Here is a 24,604-nt window from a genome sequence, read left to right on the forward strand (position 1 = left end):
AGTTGATGTAAAGATGAAGAGATACGAGGAATTGGATTCTATAAGAGGGATTTCTTCATTAATAGTAATGATCGGTCATCATTTAATGATTTTTTCAGCATTTCAAAATTACAGTTATGAAGATAATAAACCATTTGTTGTGTATCTATTAAAAGAAACGCCTGCTCGTCTAATTTTTAGTAGTGGTAATGAATCTGTTATTATCTTTTTTGTTTTGAGCGGATTTGTTTTGTATGAATCTATTCAAAAAACCTATAGTAGTTATGGATCATACCTTTTAAAACGTATATGCAGAATATACATTCCCTATATTGTAGCACTAATTATAGCTATTATATGCCAGACTACAATTAGTGGATATGGTATTTCTTATTTAAGTGAATGGTTTAATCGCTCGTGGACGATTGAAAGTTCTTCAAGTTTAATAGCGCAACATATTTTATTGGTTGGGAAATATAATACAGATGCATATAACGGTGTGATTTGGTCACTTGTCCATGAAATGCGAATATCAATAATTTTTCCGCTAATTTTGATGATTTGCTTACGAAAAACGTTGAGGTGTTCATTACTATTATTGTTTAGTCTTAGTATATGTTCTGTCGTAATATTATTTTTGTTTCGCTCGGGCTTAACATTAACAAGCTATGCATTAACGTTGCATTATACGGTGCTGTTTTTACTAGGGGCACTAATTGCGAAGTATAAAAATAAATTAATAGTTTTTTATAGTAATTGTACTAAAAACACGAAAATTGCATGGTTTTTATTTGCGATTTTACTTTTTATGTACGAAGGACTTATTGGAGAAATGAAAGTGCTCAATAATTTCATATTTCGAGACTACGTAGTAGCGATAAGTGCAAGTCTATTTGTCATATTAAGCTTGTCAATATCAACTTTGTCATCCTTGCTACGCAATAAATACTTGTTATATTTGGGGAAGATTTCTTACAGTCTTTATTTATACCATATTATATCGTTGTTTTCCCTTATATACATGCTCCATGAAATATTACCGTTGCCTATTATTTTAATTTTTTCACTTGTTTTTTCGTTTATACTTGCAATACTTTCGTATATATATGTAGAAAAATTTGCATTCAGAGTCGGAAAGTATGTAACAAAACAAGTGGATAGAAAGAAGAGAGGGGTATCTGTAAAGAGTGACTTGCAGGATGTTATTCAGAAAAGGGCGGTGAAATAATTGAAGCAAGAAATGAGTATAAAAGATTTTCAACAATTATTGAAAAGAAGATTCGTAACGATTATTTTAACGATGTGTTGTTTAACCGCTTCTTTAGTTCTTATCTCTATGTATGTTTTAAAGCCGTCATATCAATATTCAACGCAAATTCTTGTTGGGAATTTAGATGAGTTTAATAAGGAAAATTCAACAAATAAAACACAAGAAAATAAGCAACTAGTAACATCGTATGTTGATATTTTAAAAAGCCCATTAATTATATCAACAGTCAAAAAAACTTTGAAATTAGAGCAATCAAGTTATGAATTAGCACAAAAAATCTCGGTGGTGAATACAGACAACTCACAAATTGTAACTGTTACAGTAAAAGATTCCAATCCGAAAGTCGTGAAAGACATTGTAAAGACATTGGCAGAGCAATCACAACAAAGTTTTCAACAGTACACAAATGTACAAGGTGTGAAAGTGTTGACGGATCCTGAGTTACAGGAACAGGCTGAAAAAATGTTTCCAAAATTTCAACTGATCATTCCTATTTCTTTAATTGTTAGTTTTTTTGTTGGGATAGGTTTAGCTGTATTTCAAGATTATTTTGATGAACGTATATACACGGAACAAGATTTAGAGAAAATAACAACAGTCTCTGTTATTGGTCACATAAATATGAAACCGAATAGAAAAAAGAAACCTACAGAGGTTGATCAACAATCATCTATATATCGAGGTGAACATGTCGATGTTTAGGACAAAGAAACAGCTGCCATCCGATTTGCATGATGATCTGATGAAAGAGCAGTTTTATACGGTGTATCACGAGCTGAAAAAATCTGGGAAACAACTGTTCACAGTTAGTTCAACGAAGGACAGAGGGGTTGTTGCCTCGCTTATAGTAAATATGGGTCTAGTGTTTGCGGAAATGAAGAAAAAGGTGTTACTTATTGATGTGAATTTTTCTGACCCTCAATTACATGTATTATTGCAAAGTGATCACATGATAACCGTAAACGATATAATAAGCTCTTCCCCCTGCAATTATGAATCTTTTTCTAGTAATTTGTCTAAATACTTATATTGTATTCCTGCAAAAAAAACAGTACACACAGGGACGCCCTTAGTTGCTATGGATGAATTTGATAATGCGATTGCTAAGTGGAAAGAAGATTTTGATTACATTTTCTTTTATTCTTCTGAAGTATTTGATCTTCCTGCTACGCACATTATTGCAGAGAAATGCGATGGAGTGGTGTTAGCAGTTAAAAAGCGAAAAGATTCACTACGTACAGTGCAAAAAGTAATAGCGGATATAAATAGGAAAGAATGTGAATTAATAGGTATAATTTTATATTCTTGAATGTGGGGGTAACGATCCATGATTCGTGAAACAAATCAAGCCAAGTTGTATACGATTCCGGCTCAAGAAAAGCCTAGCATATTGAATCGAAGTGTAAAACGCTTGTTTGATATTATATTTTCAATCATATTGTTACTATTAACGATACCAATTATGTTGTTCTTTTGTATTATGATTACTTTAGAAACATCAGGGGCTCCAATTTACTTTCAAGAACGTTTAGGTATAAACGGGAAGAAGTTTAATGTATTTAAATTAAGATCAATGGTAAAGGATGCTGAAATAAATGGCCCACAATGGGCAAAAGAACATGATTCAAGAATTACAAAAGTTGGATTGTTTATAAGAAAAACGAGAATTGATGAATTACCACAACTTTTAAATATTTTAAGAGGAGATATGTCTTTTGTAGGTCCTAGACCAGAGAGAGAGTTTTTTTATAATGAATTTGATGCGTATATTCCAGAATTTAAGGAACGTTTAATAGTAAAACCAGGACTAACAGGATGGGCACAAATAAATGGAGGATATAATCTTGATCCAAAGGAAAAGTTGAGGCTGGACATGGAGTATATTGAAATGAAAACATTTCGGATGGACATCCGTATTTTATGTAAAACCGTTTTAATTGTATTGAACGGTAATGGTGCAAGATAAATATATATGTAAACAAACAACATATGTAAGTAGGTTACTTGCAAAGGAGAACTTGTATGGGTAGATCTATTCTAAACAATATTATCCATCTATTTTATAGTACGATTTTAGCTAACCTTCTTCAGGCCGTCAGTTTAATTGTTTTAGCAAACTTTTTTAACGCACAACATTATGGGATGTTTAGTGTTGCCATAGCAGTGACGTTTGTTATGTTATTTTTTACAGACTTAGGACTTAGTAATACGTTTCTTCGAGAAGGGGCAAAGGATGGAGCAGATTTAGAGAAGATTTTATCATCGTATATAAAAATAAGGATGATTCTACTTATTCTTATTTCTATAATCGGTTATATTGCTATTCATTATATGTATGCGGATAAAAATTTAATTTATATGATGATAAACGTAATGTTTTTCATGTTAATAGGATTAACTTGGCAAAACATAGGGATTGCCTATTTTCAACTGACGGAACGTATGAAGTATATAGCGCTCATAAAAGTTGTATCAGCATCAGTTGTCATTATAATTACATGTTTTTGTATTTTCGGAGAGTTACCGGTGTATGTAACGGCTCGTTTATATGCTTTTGGGTATATGATCGGTGGTTTATTCAGTATATATATCATGAGAAAAAAGACGAAAATGAATATGAAAGTCGTAATTCATAAAGCGTTATTTTGGCAATTAACTCCCTTTATTATTAGCGGTTTTTTAATAATGAGTACGCCACAATTAGCACCTATCTTGCTTAACTATACATTGCCATTAAGTATGGTAGGTGTTTTTGCAGTGGCGTACCGGATGCCGGCAGCTTTATATCAAGTACCAGGGGTAATTGCAGGTGCATTTTTTCCAGTGCTCTTTAAGCATTATAACCAGAATAATATAGAAGAGCATACGAAATTAAATTTACTTCAAATTAAATCAATGGCGATTGTAGGAATATGTATGACGATCGGTTTATATCATTTAGCACCATACTTTATTTCTATATTTTTTCATGAAGAATGGAGCAATGCAGTAGAGCCACTCCAAATATTATCATTTCTTATTGTGCTACAAAGTTTAAATATTGCCATTGCTGACGGTTTAACGACGAGTGGATGTCAAAATAAGAGAACTGTTGTGCAGTGTGTAGCATTGGTGATAGGTGGGGTTATGCTTTATAGCTTTAGTAGTCTTGGTGAAGTGATAGGAGCAGCATACGCTATGGTTTTATTTGAAATAGTCGCTTTAGTGGGATATATAGCAGTGAGTGTAGTGAAGAAAAAAATTGTATTCCAAATTGTAATACCGTATACAATTTATTTTGGTGTAACCTTTATTGGAGTGCAATATATATTGCATACATATCATTTAATTGCGCTTGTTCTTAATATACTAATTGTACTAGCTGCCATATTCCTATATGATTATGAGCTAAAAAAACTTCTTCTTTCTTTTATAAGAAAAATACGCAAAAAGGATTATATTACGAAACAGGGGATATAGCCTATGGAAAATAATATGAAAGTATCGATGGGATGGATTATTCTTCTAATATTATTTGTTATGTTAAGTAAATACAATTTATATATTGGATTTTCATTGAAGATATATATGATTTTTTTAGTCATATATTTTTGTTTAACAATTAAAGACTTTCATATTCAAAAATTATATTTTCATGAAGTTATATTTTTACTGTTTTATTTCATTTATTGTTTAAGTGGAATTCTTTCTATGTATTTAAATGCTAGTATTCGTATGATTTTTGGCGTGCTACTCGTTTTAGGATGCTATTTTATAATGAGAAATTTATTGGGGAATACTGAAATAGTGGTACTTGAATCATCTATTGCTTATGTAGGAGTAGTATTTAATGTTGTAAGTCTAATACTCTATATAATCGGTTTACAATACTTTAGTTTATACGGTGGAGAAGAGAGAGAAATTTTTGCTGGTTTATTAGTGGATAGAGGATATCCACGGTTAATTGGATTGCTAGATGATCCTAACATCTTTATTTTCTATAATACAATATTTTTTATGTACTATATGACGAATTTACAAAATATCACTAACATTCTAGGGTTAATTTTATGTGTTACGACGAGTTTATTAACTTTTTCAAGGGGTGGTATACTAGCGCTTGTGCTTGTCGTTTTTGTATATATATGTATGTCTAGTTTCGCTAAAAAAATAAAAATAATTATAAGTTTAGTATTGTTTAGTGTAGTTATTTTTAGTTTATCGAATAGTGTAATGGGGGGGCAATTAGATGACATATTAAATAAACGAATTTCTGATTTTTCCCATGATAATGGAAGTGGTAGATTTACATTATGGGAAGCTGCTTTTAAATATTATTTATCCAATCCATATATCGGAATCGGTGCTTTTAACTTTTCGAATTATTATGAGTATCAATTTAATGAAAAATTATATGTACACAATACATTTTTAGAAATCTTGTCTGAATCGGGTACAATTGGTTTTCTTCTATATAGCGCGTTTTTATTCATATTAATGTTCAAGCTAGCGCAGCATACTTTGTTTCGTGAAAAACCATATCTTCTATTGACTATGATTGCATTTATATTTCAGATGATGTCATTGTCACTCATTATTAACGAAGCATTCTTTTTATTTTTAGCAGTTGTTGTGAAGTATATTTCAATATATGAAGGAAGGGGAAAGATAGATGGTAAAATGTCTATCAGCACATAACGAGCCGCCTTATGTTTCTGTAATAACACCTTCTTATAATAGTATACGATTTATAGGTGAGACAATTTTATCTGTACAGAATCAATCGTATGAAAACTGGGAAATGCTTATCGTTGATGACGGTTCAACCGACCAATCTGCCACAAAAATTAAAGATATAATAGAAGGAGACTCACGTATTAGGTTATTATCATTAAAACAAAATGTTGGTGCTGCTAAAGCTCGGAATTTAGCGATCCAAGAGGCGAGAGGAAGGTACATTGCCTTTTTAGATAGCGATGATATATGGTTGCCGCATAAATTGAAGACACAATTGTTATTTATGGAAGAAATGAATATTGCTTTTTCATATGCGTCGTATAGTTTAATTGATGAAAACGGTAATGAATTAAATCGTGAAGTGAGTGCACCAAAATCTGTTGACTATCATTATTTAGTAGGAAATACAATTATCGGTTGTTTAACAGTGATGATTGATCGTGAAAAAATTCCATATGTCGAAATGCCTAGTATACAGCCGGAAGATACAGCGTTATGGCTGAACTTATTACATGAAGGGTATGAAGCAAAAGGGATACAGCAAGTGTTAGCAAAATATAGAATTGTTACAAATTCTGTTTCTAGAAATAAAATTAGAGCAGCTTTCCGGTATTGGAAATTGTTAAGGGAACAAGAACGACTGAATTCGGTGCAAATTTTTTACTATTTTAGTAAGTATGCTTATCATGCTTATAAAAAAAATAAAATCAATGTAGTTGGGAAGACGCAATTATGAATATACTGTTGATGACAGATAAATTGATAACTGGCGGAGCCGAGAGCTATTTTTGTAAATTGGAAAGTAATTTGCGTTATGATGATTTTAAGATTTATACAGCTGCAGGTGATGGAGAACTATATGAATCTCTTACTAGAAAAGAAAATTTTATATTACTTAGTCGATGGAATCATTTGAGAAATATTTATTATTTACGAAACGAAATTTGTAAACGAAAGATAGAGCTTATTCATGCAAATAGTTTGCGAATGGTATTATATGCTTTTCTAATTCAAAAGTTTATTAAAAAAAAGATGAAAATTGTTTATACGAAACATAATGTAACGATATTAGAAAAGAAAATGCCAACGCTTTTTCGTTATTTCATGAATAAATATGTGAACAATATTATTACAGTAAGTGAGTTTGAGAAGAATAATTTAATTTCAATTCATGTAGCAGAAGAAAAAATAAATACAATTTATAACGGTGTCGATATTGAAAAGTTTTTATTCCAGCAGAAAAAGAAAGAATCTACATATAAAATAGGGATATTAGCTAGATTATCCAAAGAGAAAAACCATCAACTATTTGTCAAAATTGCAAATGTGTTGAAAAAGAGAAATGATTTTATGTTTTATATTGCTGGTGATGGACCAGAGAAAGAATCGATTATGAAAGAAATAGAAAAATATGGATTACAGCAAAGGGTGAAGATGCTAGGGAATATTTCAGAGCCGCATGAGTTTATAGGGAATATGGATGCTTTACTTTTATTATCTTTTCGTGAAGTGTTTCCAATGGTAGTAATTGAAGCGATGGCTACAGGGACACCAATTGTTTCAATAGATGTTGGTGGAATACATGAAGCGGTAATAGATGGAGAATCAGGTGTTTTAATATCTGAATATTGCGAATCTGAATTCGCAAGTGCACTTGAAGAACTACAAGGGGATGAACAAAGGGTAAATGATATTAGATTGAAAGCACGAGAGAAAGCAGTGAGGTATTTCTCGTTAGCTAAAATGATAGAAGAAACGAAAAATATATATGAGTTAAACAAATGACCGGGTAGGTCGTTTGTTTTTTTTATTATAGAAACTTTTAAGAGAGAACTCACATATTATATGAAAAAAGGTAATATGAGGAGTGAATTTATTTTGTCAGAATATATTTCTTCCCAAGAAGATTGTGCGCCAGAAAGTAGCGTTCACATTGATTGTTTTGGCGCAGTTCCAAACTCGGGAAATGATAGCTCATTAGCAATTCAGCAAGCTATTGATTATTGTGTAGCGAATCGAATTTCGACGGTTAGAATTACAGGGGTAAATACGTACAAAATTGTCAAGCCGATTGTTATTAAATCAAACGTAAGATTAGAGTTAGATCCTACCGTAACGCTGCAAATTGATGGGGATTTTAATGCATTTGAGCTACAAAGTAACGCTTCGATAGTTGGTGGTACTATTCAAGTTATAAATCCGTTGTTTCAATCGGCTGTCATTTATGTTTCTGGTTCACAACAAATCGAAGTACCTAATCAATCTGTTATATCAAATATAAATATAATAAATACAACTCCATCGTATAAAGGAAAAGCTATACATTTTTATTGTCAAAAGGCATGGGATTATATTAGTTTCTTTCAAGTTAAATTTATTCAAATTAAAAACTTTCAAACTGCAATATATTTGAAAACAGAGTATATAGATGATATCAATACACCTTGCTGGATTAATGCCAATGTATTTCAATCAATATTTATTGATGGATGTGTGTATGGGATTGAAGTAGATGGAAATAGTGATTTGCCAAATGAAAGTTCAGGAAATACGTTTCATGATATTCAAGTGCAATGTAGACAACAAACGAAAAAAGCAATTCGTTGCTCAGGTGCGTATAATACATTTGATTGTATGATTTGGGATACGTACCGGATGAGTAGTGAACAAATTGTCATTGAATTTTCTTCTAATTCGCATCGTAACTACCTTTTTTCAAATTTACTTTCTACAACTATTGTAGATAAAGGACAATACAATGTTTGTAAGTCTACCTATGAAGAATCTCTTCGAATTCAGTTACCGATTACGTTAAATAAACCACATTTAATAGGGAATCAAGATGATATTTTAGTAAATGCTCAGCAGAAGTATACGATTAAGCAAGTAAGTGGGAAAGTGCCTTACGGGGGGAATCTCGCAAATTGCTTTAATTTAATAGATGAACAAAGTGTAAACTATATTGACGTTCCAGATAGTAATCCAGTTGTAATTGAACTGGATTTTACGAAAAAACCAATACAAATGTTAAATTGTTTTGGAATGTATTTTGGGTGGGGAGAGAGCCCAAAGAAAATTAAAATTGAATATGCATTAAGCGCAACTGGAAGTTGGGTTATCGCGTTGGATGTTCCATTAAATGTTGGCGATACAATTATATCGAATATGAAGGCGAGTCAGTTATATAAAGTTAGAATTACATTAAGTGGTTATTCTCAAGATCATAAGCGTTTTCGAATTAATCGTATTTTTGCAAGGTCTTCTATGGAAAATGGGAACGCTTGGTTAGCGACAACTGGCGGAAGAATGTTTGGAGATATTGAAATAGAGGCAAGTAAAGGTATAATCATGAAGACTGCTAGTGGAGTGAAATGGAAAGTTACTATTAATGAAGCTGGCCAACTTATTACGACTAAGATAACTTGAGATGTTGTTTAATTGTATATCCTTGGACGAGTTACAACGTAGTGGGATATAGGTAATGAAAAAGAGATTGTAATTTGGTTTCAACCAAACTACAATCTCTTTTTTGTTTCAATTACTTCCACCAAATCCAAGTCCAAAGGTAATTTCGTATATTTCGAGGAGTAATGCGAATGAAGCGTTCACCGTCAAAGAAGCAATTTAAATTTGGAAGTGTTTCATCTGGATTTTCTGGAAAAAAAGTGACGATGTTTTCGTTACTTGTAACGGTTACTGTAATTGGTGGGTCGGTAGGCGAGACTTGAAGTTGTAACGAAATATTGGCCGTATTTTTAAATTCATTATTAACAGGTGGACTTATTACTTGTACTGTGAATAATACGATAATTGTTTCGTTTGGTTCCAAATTAGTGGCAACTAGGAAACCGATATTCGGATTCGCTAGTGGAGAGCGTTCACCGTTAATAAAGACAGTGCCGTTTATAAATTGTAAACCTGCTGGAATGGTATCTTGTAAAGAAATATTTGAGAGTGAAATTTTGGAATTATTGGTAATACGTACTGTGTAATCAAAATATTGATTTAAATAAGCTGAGCTGACGGAAGCATTTTTCGTGACTGTTGCAGTTATAAATTGAATTGGTATACGAACAATATTTGAATTAACAATGAAAGTAATAATTGGATCCTGTGGTGTCAATTGAAAGGCAGCGGTAACTGTTGCAGAATTTATAATTGTACTGTTTGAAGGAATAGAAGTTACGAGAACTTGAAATGTTATAGTTGCTACTGAATCTGCAGGTAAAGAGCCGATATTAATACCAGTGTCTGGACGAACATTTGTAACGGGAGTACCGTTAATTGTTACGCTGTTTTCTATAAATGTTGTACCAGCTGGAATGCTGTCTATAACAGAAGTACTGATTGTCGGAATTGGGGAGTGATTAAATACCGCTAATGTGAATGTAATGATATCTCCTATAACGACAATAGATTTGTCAGCTGTTTTTTCAATGTCAACCATCGGATCAACGACTGTCGTTGTAACGGTATTTGTTTGCTTTGTAACTGTATTTAATTGCTTTGTAATCGTAATAGGTGGTTGGATTGGACCGACAATAGGCGTATAGGAAATAGTAGCATCGTTATTGATTGTAGATTGAAGAGTAGAAGAAGAAATTGTCACTTGGAATGTAATAATAACAGATTCATTTGGAGCAAGATTTCCTAACGTAATACCATTTTCCGGATTCGCATTAGGTTGATTGATTCCGTTAATCGTAACACTACCAATAACAAATGTCGTATCTGCTGGTGCTGTGTCTACTAAAAGAAGGTCTTCGATAATGATATTACCATTATTAGTAATCGTGATGGTATACGTTAAAGTTTGACCGGGTAAGGCACTTGTGAAATCAACAGCTTTTATCGCAATGACATTATCATTTTGGACAGTAGTTGTGACGGTGTTTGTTGTAGTCGTATTTGTAACAGGTACGTTATTTGGGTTGACTATATAGTTAAAAGTAGTAATTGCGTTGTTGTTTAGTTCATTTGGTGTTGGAATAGAAGTCACAGTTACTTGGAATGAAACGATAGCATCTTCACCAATAGTTATAGTACCAATTGGTATGCCGCTTACTGGATTCACTCCTGGAAGAGTTTCTCCGTTTACAATGACGCTATTTTCTATAAACGTAGTACCTTGAGGAATAATATCTTGAATGATTACATCATTTACTGCAACATTACCGGTTTGATTTAGTGTAATCGTATACGTTAACGTATCACCAACCGTTGCAAATGCAAGGTCAACAGCTTTATTACTATTCAAATTTGCGTGATTAATTTCTGTTGCGGCAGCTGATGAAATAATAGTTTCGGTAATAGGTGGTCGATCTGGTAACGTGTATTCATATTCAATTGTACTCGTGTTAGAGATTGGATTTGTTTGTGGAATCGAAGTAACCCTTACTTGGAATAGAATAGTTGCTGTCGTATTAGGTGGAATGGTATCAATTTGTATACCGTTAAGAGGATTGTCATTTGGCCGAGCGTTGCCGTTCACGATAACACTATTCTCTATAAAGCTCGTATTTGCTGGGATAATATCTGTAACAATAATGTTTTCGACTTGTATATTTCCGTTATTTATGATGGAAATTGTATAAGGGATGATAGTTTGTAAGTCAGCATATTGGATAGGTGTTGTTTTTGTCGCAATTACATTAGCGGAAATAACTTCAGTGAAGGTAATATTGCTAGTCGATATTTGTTCTTCCACGTTTATTGTATAACGAGAAGTTGATTGATTTTGAACATGACCGCTAGCAGGAAGAGCTACGACGGTAACAGAAAATGTGACTGGGATAGAAATGTTAGGAGCAATCGTTCCCACAAGTATACCTACACTTGGGTTGGCGTTAAGCTGAGGAATGTTATTTACTAAAACGCTACCGTCAATAAAGGTTGTTCCATCAGGTATATTGTCTGTAAATACAACAGCAGTGGCATCCGTATTCCCTGTATTCGTTAAAGTTGTTGTATAAGTTAAAATGTCACCAATCGTTACAGAGGTTAAATCAACAGTTTTAAGTGAAACGATATCAGCATCATTAATTTGAACGAAAGTAGTATTGGAAGTAGTAGATTTTTGAATTGGTGCAAAGTCAGGATTGAAAATAAAGTCGTAGGCGATGTTTGCAGTATTAGGTGTTGGATTTACAGTAGGTAAATTCGTAACGGAAACTTGGAATGTTATTGTAGCCATTTGACCTGCTGCGACATTAGGAATGGAAAAGCCGATATTCGGATCTGCTGCAGGAAGTACAGTATTATTAACTATTACACTTCCTGGAATAAATACTGTTCCATCTGCTATAGTATCTGTAAAAAAGATGGAGTTAGTTGTAGCCGATCCATTATTTTGAATGAATACTGTATATTCAATGGTTTCATCAATAGTAGCTAATACAGTATTAGCAGATTTTGTAGCAATAAGAATAGCATCAATAAATTGTATGTTTGTAGCATTGGAAGAGGTCGTTTCTGAAATTGGTGGTGTGCTTGGGTCTGGTCGATACTCATAGTGAATGACGGCGATATTATTAATGTTATTTTGTGGCGGTATAGAAACTACGCTTACTTGGAACGTAACAATAATCGTATTATTTGGAAGAATTATATCAAGATTGATACCGGTAATTGGATTTTCGTTAGGTCTTGGTACGCCATCTACAAGAATGCTATTTGGAACGAATGTGGTGCCAGAAGCAATTGCGTCAAGTAGGAGAGTATTTGTAATAGGTATTGTACCGGCGTTTGTAACTGCGACTGTATATGTGATGATTTGACCGATACGTGTAATGGATCTGTTAGCGGATTTAATTGCACTAACATTTGCCGTTCGCACTTCAGTATTTACTGCATTTGATAACGATCTACGCTGAATAATTGGAGAACTAGGGTCAATTTGGTATTCGTACGAAGTGTCTGAAATATTAATGACTGTATTGCCCTCTGGTATATTTGTAAGTTGTACTTGGAATGAAATAGTGACTGTTTCATTTGGTTGTATCGTGCCGAGAGTTACTCCGTTTTCAGGATTCACGCCAGGCTGAATTACATTATTTATTGCTAAGCTATCTTCAATGAATATAGTATCTTCTGGAATGTTATCAATGAACACGATATTGTTAGCCGGAACGGTTCCTATATTTTGAAGTGTATTTGTGTAGGTAATCATTTGCCCGATTGATACGAAATTTACATCCGCACTTTTAACAGAAATAATATTTGCATTTTGAAGTGATGTTGTAACAATGTTAGAATTTGCAGAGCGATTTACTGGTGGGGCTGTAGGAATACTTACATATTGGTAAGTTGCTGAAGATTGATTTACAATTTCAGTTTCATTCGGTGGATTATTTGTTTGCACTTGAAATAGTATCGTTTTGGAACTGTTTGCTGGAATTGTTCCAATCGGTATTCCGTTTTCAGGATTTACACCTGGCTGAAGGACACCATTAATTGTGACACTATCGGGAACGAATGTAGTCCCAGCAGGGATAGAATCTGTGAAATTAATATTTATTGCGTCAACATTACCGATATTTTTCACTTCAGAAATATAAAGTATAGTTCCACCGATATCTACAGTTGTTGGATTGGATGTTTTTGTAATTGCCAATTGTGCTTGCACGAAATTTGTAATAACGATATTACTAGTAGATGTTTCAGTAATAGGCGGTTGCCCTGGGTCTGGTTGGATTGTATATGTTGTATTGGATTGATTTGTAATCGATTCTTGGGAGAATGAATCGTTAATAAGAATTTGGAACGAAATAAGGTGAGTAGCGTTTGCTGCTAAAGTAGGTAAAGTAACACCTACATTTGGATTGGCATCAAGTATAGTTGTTCCGTTAAGTGTAAAACTATTTTCTACGAATGTAGTATCTTGGGGGATCGTATCTGAAAATATGAGATTAGTAGCTGGAATATTTCCTGTATTTTCTAGTGTTATTGTGTAAGTCAAAATATCACCTGTTGTTGCTTGCTGTGCATTGACTGCTTTTAAAGAAAGGATAGTCGCATCCGAAATTTGTGTGAAAGCAGGATTAGACGTAATTGTTCGAGAGATGATAGGAGCAGTTGGATCGGCGATAAAAGTATAGTCAATACGGGCTGTATTAGAAATTGGGTTTACGCTTGGAATAGATTGAACGATAACCTGGAATGTTACAGTGACGATTTCTGACGGTGTGATGGAGTTTAATGGTATTCCTACGTTAGGATCAGCATCTGGAACGGAAACGCTATTAATAGTTACGCTATTCGGAATAAAGGCAGTTCCTTCGGGGACCAAATCTGTTAAAGTAACTGTATTTGCAGTAGTATTTCCGTTATTTTGAACGACTACTGTGTAAGTGATTGTACCGTCAGTAGATTGTACGAGAGAATCTGTACTTTTAATTACGGATAATGATGCATCAACAACAGCTGTATTAACCGTATTAGACGAGGATGTTGCTGTAACAGGAGGTTGACTTGGATCGACAATATACGTGTAACTTGTAAGTGCTTGATTTATAATTGCTCCTTGTGGTGGAATAGAACTTGCAAGAAATTGGAACGTAATAGTAGCGGAATCACCTGGTGCGATAATACCAACGGGAATACCGAGAGTTGGACTTGCATCTGGAAGTGAAATCCCGTTGAGCGTAACACTATTTGAAACAAATAATGCTCCTTCAGGAACTCCATTAATGAGTAATACAGAGTTTGCAGGGAAGTTTCCAGTATTCGTTAATGTTGCTGTATACGTAATTATATCCCCGATAGACACAATTGAACGATTTGCTTGTAAAACAGTTGTAACAGTCGCGTTATTAATTTGTGTTGAAGCGCTATTAGAATTTATCGTGCCTGTAACAGGAGGAGAGGCCGGATCAACGATGAATGTGTATTGAATAGATGCTACGTTTGTAATCGGATTTGAAGGTGGAGTTGATGTAACTATGACTTGGAAAGTAACGGTTAAGGAACTATCCGAGCTAATTGTTCCGATATTCACTCCGTTATTTGGATTTGCACCTGGAATGGTACTTCCATTTACAGCAAAACTATTTTCAACAAAGGTTGTTCCTGCTGGAACTGGGTCTGAGAAATTTATATTCGTAGCGTTTGTATTGCCGCTATTTTGAATCAAAACTGTATAAGTGATCGTATCTCCAATATTTGCAAAGGCTGTATTAGCAGTTTTTACAGCTGAAAGTATTGCTGTATTAATAGAAGTAACGAAGACATTCGTTTCCACATTGCCAGGTTGAGCCAGTAATGCATTGCCTACGTTATATTGGAAGTTAACAAATCCTAAGTTTTGGAGTTCAGGTGTGAACGTTGTTGGATTACTTACGATTTGTACTTGGAATATGATTGTAACAGTTTGATTTGGATTGATTGTATTTATGCCAACACCGTTAATAATCGAAGCGGATGGTAATGGAGTGCCATCAACAATAACTGATTCTGCAACAAATTGTGTCCACGATGGTAAAGGGTCTGAGAATATAGCGTTGTTAGCAGGAATATTGCCTGTGTTCGTAATAGTCGTTGTATACGTAATCGTATCACCAATCGTTGCAAAAGTTTTATCTCCTATTTTAATAGTATTTAAAATAGCACTTTCAATTTTTGTTGTAACGTTGTTAGAAATAATGTTTTTTGAAACTGGGGGATTAGCTGGATTAACGATATGTTGAAAGCTAACGCTAGCTTGATTAGTAATTGGATTTATAGGCGGAATTTCATTGGCGATAATGTTAAATGCTACGATGACAGATTCGTTTGGCGCGATATCACCGATTGGAACGCCTGTAATGATATCTGCATTTGGGATGCTAGTTCCGTTCAGTGTAAAGCTATTCGGTTCAAAGGAAGTTCCGTCTGGAATAAGGTCGGTAAAAATAACATTCGTTGCACTTACATTTCCGCTATTTGTAATTGTAACGGTGTAGGTAATATCCTGCCCGATATCTACCGTAGATACATTTGAATTTTTTTGTGCAGTAAGGATAGCGCTATTAATTTGTGTGGTCGTTGTATTAGATTGATTGGAAGTTGTAATAAGTGGCTGGCTAGGATCAACGACATAATGATATGTGGTAGAAGCAGAGTTAGAAATGGGATTAAGTGTTGGAAGTGTAATAACAGTTGCTTGGAATGTAACGATTGCCGTATTACCACCATTAATGGAACCAATATTTACACCAGTTGATAAATCGGCGTTTGGAATGGTTTGCCCATTAGCTGTGAAACTATTTGGAACGAAACTTAAATTGCTATCAAGAATATCGATAATAGTTACATCAGTTGCGGTCACATTTCCGGTATTAGGAAGGTTAAGTGTAAATGTTATTGTATTACCAACATCCGCAAAAGTAAGATCTGCTGTTTTGGTGCTAATAATAGTTGCGTTGTTTATTTGAAGGAGTGTAGTGTTGGAAGTAGCTGCACTTGAAACGGGAGAATTAACAGGATCAACAGTAAATTCATACGTCGTTGATGCTGTATTTGGTGCTGGGTTACTAAGGGGAATATTGTTTACTGTAACTTGAAAGACGATACTATATATTTCATTTGGTGGAAGTGTTACAAGTAATACACCTGTATTTGGATCCGCGTTAGGTTGTAAAACGCCATCGATAGTTAATGTGTTAGGAACAAATGTGAGTCCACTTGGTAATGCATCTGTGAATACAATATTAGTTGCATCGGTATTGCCTACATTGGTAATAGAAGTAGTATAAAAAGCAGTTTGCCCGATATCTGCAAAGGATACACTTTCATTTTTCGTCATAGACAATATTGCTTCGTTAATTTGGGTTGAAACAGGATTACTAATTGAAGTTTCTGCATCAGGCGGTGAGACTAATTGATACGATGTTGATGAGAAATTTACAATTGGGTTTTGGTTTGGTAATGATGTTACAGTAACTTGGAACGAAACTGTTACTGTAGTCCCGGCTGTTATTGTCCCAATATTCACACCGTTCGATGGATCCGCCCCACTTTGAGGAACTCCATTAATAGAAAATGTGTTTGCAATAAATGTAGTGACGCTTGGCACTGTATCTGTAAATATAACATTTTGTGCAGATGAGTTTCCATTGTTTGTTAAAACGACAGTATAAGTGAGTGTGTCTCCAATACGACTAAAGGATTTATCGACTTGTTTTAATGAAAGAATGTTAGCTGTATTAATCGTAGTAAACACTGTGTTTGAAGTAACGTTTCTTGAAACGATCGGTGCATTTGGATCAGCGATAAATGTGTAAGAAGCAGTAGCGGAATTGGCTACAGGATTTTGGTTTGGTGTAGAAGTAGCAGTAACTTGAAATGCGATAGATATTGAGTTGTTAGGAGCAATTGATCCGATTGTTATACCTGTATTAGGATCGAGTTCGATGTGTGTACTGCCATTGATTGTGACACTATTCGGAATGAACGTTGTGCCGTCTGGAATAAGATCAGTGAAAGTAATATTCGTTGCATTTGTATTGCCATTATTCGTTAAAATGGTTGTATAGGTAATGGTATCACCTAGTGTTACAATTGTTTGATCGACCGATTTTACCATCGTTATCATAGCATCTAGTACCGGGTTTGTAACGATATTCGTGGAAGTAGAAGTTGTAATAGGAGTTCCGTTTGGATCGACAGTATAAGAATATAAAATTGTGTCATTACCCATAATTGAACTTGAAGGGGGAACAGAAAGAACATTTGCTTGGAAAGTAACGGTTACTGTTTCACCAGGAGCAATATTTGGTATAGTTACTCCAAGTGCTGGTTGCGCACCAGATTGCTGAACCCCATTTATTTTGACTGAGTTTGGTATAAATGTAGTGTTAGCTGGAATTGCGCTCGTGAACGTTATATTCGTTGCAGTCGTATTTCCTGTATTTGTAATAGTTGTTGTATACGTAATCGTATCTCCAACAGAAATGATAGATTTATCAACGCTTTTTTGGGTCGTTAATATTGCACTATTAATTGTTGTCGAAACAGCATTAGATACGTTCGTTTGTGTTACGGCAGGTTGGCTAGGATCAACTACATGTGCAAATTGTACAGAACTAAAATTAGAAATTGGGTTTATACTTGGAATGTTTGTAACAAGTACGTTGAGAGTAATCACGGCCGTTCCATTTGGGTTTATATTTCCAATCTGAATCCCTTTAGATGGATTTCCGATTTGCTGTGTACCAGAATCGTTTGTAAGAGTGCCAGATATGAATGTCGTCCCATCAGGTAAAGTATCCGTGAAAATTATATTTTGTGAAGTGACATTTCCAGGGTTACTTAATGTAATTGTATAAGAAATTGTATCACCAATCGTTGCGAAAGTTTTATCTGCAGATTTGATTGCCACAATTTCCCCAGAATTTATTTGTGTCGAAACAGAATTAGATGTCGTATTTCGTGAAACAAGTGGTAAATTAGGTCCTGTCATAAATTTATAATCAATAGAAGCGCCGTTTACAACCGGTGAGTTTGGTCCGCCTGGTCCAATTGTGAAAATTGGATTTGGAATGCTAACTACTTGCACACGGAAGGTAACATTTATAAAATCTCCTGCAATAATATCTCCAATTGGTATCCCGTTAGCTGGATTTACTCCAGGTAATAAAACTCCGCCTACTCGAACGCTATCTTCTATAAATACTGTGTTATTTGGAATCGGATCTGTAAAAATGATATTCGTAGCAGTTGTGTTTCCTACATTTTCTAATAAAACTGTATACGTTAAAAATGAATTTCCAGGTGCTATGTCAGAAAATAGCCGATCCACACTTTTCGTTGCTTGAATAATCGCTTCGTTAATTTGAACTAAAGTTGGATTACTTGTAGCTGTTTCTGTCACCGGCGGCTGGGTAGGATCAACAATGATCGAGTATGTCGTGCTAGACTGGTTCAAAGTTGGATTTGTAACTGGTATTGAGCCAACGATAGCTTGAAAGCTAATTGTTGTCGTTCCTCCAACTGGAATTGAGTCTAAAGAAATCCCGCTATCTGGTCTAAATCCAAGTTGTGGGATGGTATTAATTTGTACGCTATCAGGAACGAATGAAAGTTCAGGTGGTAATATATCGATAAAAACAGGTGTGTTTGCGGCAGTATTTCCGCTATTGGTGAGGGTAGTTGTATACGTAATTGTATCTCCAACAGCAGCAAAAGCACTGCTTGCAGTTTTTGTTGCGATAACAGAAGCAGTATTTACTTGTGTAAAGGTTTTATTAGATTGAACTGTTCGTGAAACTGGCGGTTCATTTATATCTACAATAAAGCTATATTGAAGCGATGATTTATTCGGGATTGGATTAGGGTTTGGAAGTGTTGTAATGTTTACTTGAAAACTGAGTGTAGCAGATGCATTTGAATTCAAGTTACCAATATTGATACCGTTTTGTGGATTTGCATTCGGAACGGTTACACCATTTATCTTAAAGCTATTTGGGATAAAGGTAGTACCGTTTGGAATTGTATCAGTAAAAATAATGTTGTTCGCAGTAGTATTTCCGTTGTTTGTAACAGCTGAAGTGAATGTAATTGTATCACCAATTGTAGCGAAAGTTGTACTAGCGCTTTTATTTATTACTAAAGTAGCGTCAATAATTGGTGTAACTGTTGTATTTGTTACAGTGCTACCAACAGCAGGAGATTGGTTTGGATTTACGGTATATTCATAATTTACAAGAGCATTATTTGTTAATGTGCCACTAGGTGGTATCGCTAAAATTTGTGCTTGAAAAGTAATGAATACAGTATCTCCTGGCGAAATATCTGCCAAGTGAACACCAAGTGATGGATCTAATCCTGGTTGTGGAACATTATTGATCGTTACGGAGTTTTGGATAAATGAAGCTCCTGCGCCAAGCCCATCTGTTAAAACAGTTGCACTAGCAGGGATATTACCTGTATTTGTTACTGCAATCGTATAAGTAACAATATCACCAATTGCAGCTGTCGGTGTATTCACAGACTTAGTAGCGACAATAGTAGCGTTATTAATTTGAGTTGTTATTACGTTACTTAACGTATTGGCGGATGCTGGAGGTAAGTTAGGATCTACGACATACTGGTACGTTGTATTATTTTGGTTCGGGATTGGATTTGGATTCGGGATAGAATTTACTTGTACTTGGAATGAGATGATTGTATTTGCATTCGGATTTATTGGGTCGATTGCAATTCCGCTTGCTGGATTGACATTAGGCAGTGTATTCCCATTTACAGTAACACTATTAGGAATAAACGATGTTCCGTTTGGAATTACATCTGTAAATATTACATTTGATGCAAGTGTGTTCCCGTTATTCGTTAAAGTAGTCGTGTACGTAATAATATCATTTACGTTAGCAAACTGTTTATCTGCAGATTTAGTAGCGGCAATTGAGGCGTTATTAATAGTTGTCTGTACAGTGTTAGAAGCAACCATCTGCATCACAGCAGGTTTGGATGGATCATACGTATATTGGAATGTTGTGCTTGATTGATTTGTAATTGGGTTTACAGCAGGGATAGTTGGTACAAAAACTTGAAATGCAACGGTGCGTGATGAATTCGCTCCTATCGTACCAATTGAAATGCCAGTGGCAGGATTTGCGTTAGCTACAGGGACATTATTAATCGTTACAGTATTAGGAATGAAGAGGGTACCCGCTGGAATGATATCTGTAAACGTTACATTAGCAGCAGAGATATTCCCGTTATTTGTTAAAATAGTTGCATATAGTATGACATCACCAACATCAGCGAAGTTTGTGCTTGTGAGTTTTGTAGCAACGATATTAGCAGTATTAATTTGTGTAGTTACTATATTGCTAGCAGTGTTTCTAACGAGAGCAGGTAAGTTTGGATCAGCGATAAAGCTATATTGAAGTGAAGCGCTGTTTTGAATTGGGTTTGGTGAAGGTAGCCCATTTGCACTTATTTGAAAAACAATCGTTGTAAAACCACCTGAAGGAATGGAGCCGACTTGAAGACCAATACTAGGGTCTGCACTTTGTTGTAAAGTACCACCTATAAAAATACTATTTGGTACGATAGTGGAGCCATTAGGGATTATATCGGTAACAATAACATTATTTGCTGTAGTATTGCCAAGATTAGCTAAAGAAATTGTATATGTGATTGGTTGCCCGACATCGGCGATAGTTAAATCTACTTCTTTGACAATCACTACATTTGCTAAATTAATTTGTGTACTTACAGTATTACTTACAGATGTTTCTATAGTTGGTGGATCGCCCGGATTTAGAATAAAGCTATACTGTGTACTAGATGAATTTAATGTTGGGTTTTGTGTTGGTAAAGAGGTGACGGTTACTTGATAAGAGACAGTAAGTGAGCCATTAGCAGCAATGGAAGGTAGTGGAACACCTATATTTGGATCTGCGTTATTTTGGAGTACACCATTAATAAGAAAAGTGTTTGGGATAAAGGTAGTACCGTCTGGATTCGTATCTACGAAAGTAGGACTATCAGCAGAAACACTTCCTGCATTCGTCAAAGTAACAGTATAAGTTAATATATCCCCTACGGTAGCGAACGCTCGGTCCACTGTTTTGGCTGAAATGACATTTGCATCGTTTACTTGAGTAAATGTAGTAGTTGAAGTAGTGTTCTTACTTACAGGTGAAGCGTTTGGATCAACGATAAAGTTATAGGAGATGGAAGCGCTATTTGAAATAGGGTTTGGATTTGGAATGCTAGTTATTACTACTTGGAATGAAGCTGTAATTGTAGTATTAGCATTGATGCTACCAATATTGATGCTAGCTGGTGTAACGCCTGGCTGAGTAACACTGTTAACTATAACGCTGTTTGGGACAAAGGCGGTTCCATTCGCAATTAAATCAGATAGTAATACATTGTTTGCTGCAACATTCCCATCGTTCGTAAGAGCGAAGGTGTAAGTTAATACATCGCCAACTTCCGCAAACGTTTTATCTACAGATTTATTAGCACGGAGATTTGCTAGTCTAATTGTTGATGTAACAGAATTAGAATTTGCTGTTTTTGAAGTCGGTGGCAAACTTGGATTTACAGTATATAGATAAGAAGCGAAGGCGTTATTAATGATAGGATTTTGGGTCGTAATATTGATGACTGTTACTTGGAAAGAAAGGGTAACAGTAGACCCACCAGGAATTGTGCCGATAGGTAAAGCAACGAGAGAATCTACATTTTGTAAAACTCCGTTTAGTGTTACAGTACCAGGAGTCAATATCGTTCCGTTTGGAAGTGGATCTGTTAGTTGCACGTTATTAGCGGCTGTATTTCCACTGTTTGTAATAAGGATTGTATAACTTATTGTTTCGCCAATTGTAGCAAATTGTTTATTTGTTGATTTTGTTAATGTTACATTCGCATTGTTAATTTGAGTGGAAACGAGATTCGAAGAAATATTTTTTGTAACAGGTGATTGGCTAGGATTGACAGTATATTGATAAGAAGCGCTTGATCCGTTAGATACGACATTTGACGTGGGTATTGTGTTTACTACTACTTGAAATGCAACATTTTTTGTTGTGCCGCTTGTTATGGATCCAATGTTCACGCCGGTAGCGGGATTTGCACCCACTTGTGTCGTGCCATCTATTGTTAAACTGTTTAGAACGAAAGTTGTTCCAGTAGGGATGACATCTGTAAAAATAACATTGTTCGCATTTGTATTACCTGTACCTGTAAAGGAAACGGTGTACGTTAGTGTATCACCAATATCTGCAAAATTTTTATCTACTGCTTTCGTCATTGTTACAGTAGCATTATTCACTTGAGTGGAGACAATATTTGTCGTATCAGTCCCACTTACTGCTGGTTGATTAGGTACAGGAATGTATTGATATGTTGTTGTTCCACTATTTAATATTGGGTTTGTTTGAGGGATAGAAGGAACGAGCACTTGGAATGAAATAGTAGTAGTGGAATTTGCGGCAATTGAACCAATTGTTATACCATTAGCGGGATTTGCGCCAGCTTGAGTAACTCCGTTCACAGTTACACTCCCTGGAATGAAAGTAGTCCCGCTAGGAATCGGATCCGTATATATCACATTCGTTGCAGCGATATTTCCTATATTAGCTAAGGCAATACTGTAAGTTAATGTTTCACCAATATCGGTAAAAAGTTTGTTAACTGATTTTGTTCCATTAATATCTGCAAGGTTAATTTGTGTTCCAGCAGAGTTACTTGTTGCAAGACCATTAAAAGTTGTTCCTCCGGCGATTGGTGTATATTGAAATGTAATATTAGCAGTGTTAGAGATAGGATTTTGACTTGGAAGAGAAACGACAGTAGCTTGGAAAGTTACTATACGAGAAGCACCATTATTAATTGTTCCAAGAGATATACCAGCCGCAGGATTTGCATTTGTTTGTGGTACGTTATCTACTGTTACAGTGCCGGGTATAAAAGAAGTACCATTAGGGAGACTATCTATAAAAATAGCGTTATTGGCAGGAAGAAGCCCGGTGTTAGGGATAGTAACTGTATAAGTGAGAATATCTCCAATTGCAGCAACACTTTTATTTACGCTTTTCGTTGCTTGTATATTTGGGGAGTTTATATTAATTTGTAAGCCGACTGTATTTAACATATATGCATCTCCGTTAGTAGTTAAACGGATTGCAGCGGATACTTGTGAGTTTGTTAAATAAGGAGAAATATCAATAGAAGTAATATCCCAGCCCTGTCTTCCTGCGGAAATGTTTGTACCTGTAGAAGCACTTTGATTTCGCGTTCCAAATGTCCCAGTTGTATCTAAGTTTCCTGCAGCATTATTAACTTGAGAACCGAAGAAATTATTTATGGCATTATTTGGTCCAGATAAAGCATTTAATGAACTGAAATTTGGTCCAAATAAAGCTTGATCCCCGGTTAAATCTGCATCTCCTTCGGTAGAACTTAAAAATAATCTCCCGCTTACTGGTCCTCCTGAAGGTGTTAAAAATCCAGAAACAGATACATCGGCACTACCAGTTTCTGCAGAAACACGGTTACCAGCTACATAAATGGTTAAGTTTCTTGCTGGCAATGTCCCGTTTTGATAAGCGACGATAAGCGTCCATCCAGCCGAATTAATTGTTCCATTAGAAGCATCTATAGGATCTACAAGTCCAGGAACCGCTCCTGTAGTATAGGAACCAGCACCTCCCGCTTGAATAAGAGTTGTTACGTCTGCTGAACGAGTGTAAAAGCCAAATGTAATAGAGTTTGAAACGAAAGTTTGATTTGAAGCCGTAACAGCTGAAGGAGTAATCGAGTATGTTGAAACAGGTGTTGTAAAAGAAACTGGGTTTCCTAATACACTCGTAATGTTTTGATCACGAGATAAATAGTTTCCACCCCAAACGAGTTCTGCGTAAAGAATAGTACTACCAGCAGGGATATTTAAAATAGCGGTAGAACTATTTTGTGTATAGTTTAATGTTGTACCAGCAGGAAAAGTAGTTACTTGTAAAGCAGTATTCGTAGTTGCGAATGCACCAATTGCCCCGATTGTACCAGCACGGTTTTGATTGCTGATTTTACTTAAGCCTAAAGTATTACCTGTAATAGCGAGTGCGCCGTTAGTGGTGGTAGAAAATCGATTCGTAATGGGCATGTTGTCACCTCATTTACAATATAGTCTTGGTCAAAATAACATATGTG

The 24,604-nt window shown here is 35.0% G+C and carries 10 protein-coding genes; 9 read left to right on the forward strand and 1 reads right to left on the reverse strand.

What is annotated here, in order from left to right; genetic code table 11:
- Window positions 1–13: 13 nt before the first annotated feature.
- From ACTL4X_RS08070 to ACTL4X_RS08110, 9 genes are all read left to right on the forward strand, one after another.
- Window positions 14–1,207: an acyltransferase family protein gene (locus ACTL4X_RS08070; RefSeq protein ID WP_000833045.1), complete on the forward strand. Its 1,194-nt coding sequence runs from the start codon at window positions 14–16 to the stop codon at window positions 1,205–1,207.
- Window positions 1,208–1,951, forward strand: coding sequence for a YveK family protein (locus ACTL4X_RS08075; protein WP_086692570.1), 744 nt, complete (start codon window positions 1,208–1,210; stop codon window positions 1,949–1,951).
- Window positions 1,938–2,558 (forward strand): CpsD/CapB family tyrosine-protein kinase, encoded by a 621-nt coding sequence (locus ACTL4X_RS08080; protein ID WP_071740364.1) that lies wholly within the window; start codon window positions 1,938–1,940, stop codon window positions 2,556–2,558. The genes ACTL4X_RS08075 and ACTL4X_RS08080 overlap by 14 nt, the downstream gene beginning before the upstream one ends.
- A gap of 18 nt (window positions 2,559–2,576) precedes the next feature.
- Window positions 2,577–3,215 (forward strand): sugar transferase, encoded by a 639-nt coding sequence (locus ACTL4X_RS08085; RefSeq protein WP_071740365.1) that lies wholly within the window; start codon window positions 2,577–2,579, stop codon window positions 3,213–3,215.
- 56 nt (window positions 3,216–3,271) lie between these two features.
- Window positions 3,272–4,708 (forward strand): oligosaccharide flippase family protein, encoded by a 1,437-nt coding sequence (locus ACTL4X_RS08090; protein ID WP_134207739.1) that lies wholly within the window; start codon window positions 3,272–3,274, stop codon window positions 4,706–4,708.
- A gap of 3 nt (window positions 4,709–4,711) precedes the next feature.
- Window positions 4,712–5,926, forward strand: a complete 1,215-nt coding sequence (locus tag ACTL4X_RS08095) for an O-antigen ligase family protein (RefSeq protein WP_000429874.1) — start codon at window positions 4,712–4,714, stop codon at window positions 5,924–5,926.
- The gene (locus ACTL4X_RS08100) at window positions 5,901–6,701 is read left to right on the forward strand and encodes a glycosyltransferase family 2 protein (protein WP_000237682.1); all 801 of its coding nucleotides are present in this window, start codon (window positions 5,901–5,903) and stop codon (window positions 6,699–6,701) included. The genes ACTL4X_RS08095 and ACTL4X_RS08100 overlap by 26 nt, the downstream gene beginning before the upstream one ends.
- On the forward strand, window positions 6,698–7,750 hold the full coding sequence (locus tag ACTL4X_RS08105; RefSeq protein ID WP_001023704.1) for a glycosyltransferase family 4 protein: 1,053 nt from the start codon (window positions 6,698–6,700) through the stop codon (window positions 7,748–7,750). The genes ACTL4X_RS08100 and ACTL4X_RS08105 overlap by 4 nt, the downstream gene beginning before the upstream one ends.
- A gap of 93 nt (window positions 7,751–7,843) precedes the next feature.
- A complete protein-coding gene (locus tag ACTL4X_RS08110) occupies window positions 7,844–9,391 on the forward strand; it encodes a hypothetical protein (RefSeq protein ID WP_000006056.1) in 1,548 nt (515 codons plus the stop codon).
- A gap of 112 nt (window positions 9,392–9,503) precedes the next feature.
- Here ACTL4X_RS08110 and ACTL4X_RS08115 read toward each other — a convergent pair whose 3' ends face one another.
- Window positions 9,504–24,557 carry a cell surface protein gene (locus ACTL4X_RS08115; protein WP_441395012.1) on the reverse strand — a complete coding sequence of 5,018 codons (15,054 nt, stop codon included), beginning with the start codon at window positions 24,555–24,557 and terminating at the stop codon, window positions 9,504–9,506.
- Window positions 24,558–24,604 lie beyond the last annotated feature (47 nt).

It is taken from the genome of Bacillus sp. RE35, from assembly GCF_052146655.1.
Classification (GTDB): domain Bacteria; phylum Bacillota; class Bacilli; order Bacillales; family Bacillaceae_G; genus Bacillus_A; species Bacillus_A cereus.

Bases quoted from the DNA above. Each gene is read 5' to 3' on its own strand.
- ACTL4X_RS08070 (WP_000833045.1), top strand. From the start codon at position 14: ATGAAGAGATACGAGGAATTGGATTCTATAAGAGGGATTTCTTCATTA.
- ACTL4X_RS08080 (WP_071740364.1), top strand. From the start codon at position 1,938: ATGTCGATGTTTAGGACAAAGAAACAGCTGCCATCCGATTTGCATGAT.
- ACTL4X_RS08085 (WP_071740365.1), top strand. From the start codon at position 2,577: ATGATTCGTGAAACAAATCAAGCCAAGTTGTATACGATTCCGGCTCAA.
- ACTL4X_RS08090 (WP_134207739.1), top strand. From the start codon at position 3,272: ATGGGTAGATCTATTCTAAACAATATTATCCATCTATTTTATAGTACG.
- ACTL4X_RS08095 (WP_000429874.1), top strand. From the start codon at position 4,712: ATGGAAAATAATATGAAAGTATCGATGGGATGGATTATTCTTCTAATA.
- ACTL4X_RS08100 (WP_000237682.1), top strand. From the start codon at position 5,901: ATGGTAAAATGTCTATCAGCACATAACGAGCCGCCTTATGTTTCTGTA.
- ACTL4X_RS08105 (WP_001023704.1), top strand. From the start codon at position 6,698: ATGAATATACTGTTGATGACAGATAAATTGATAACTGGCGGAGCCGAG.
- ACTL4X_RS08115 (WP_441395012.1), bottom strand. From the start codon at position 24,557: ATGCCCATTACGAATCGATTTTCTACCACCACTAACGGCGCACTCGCT.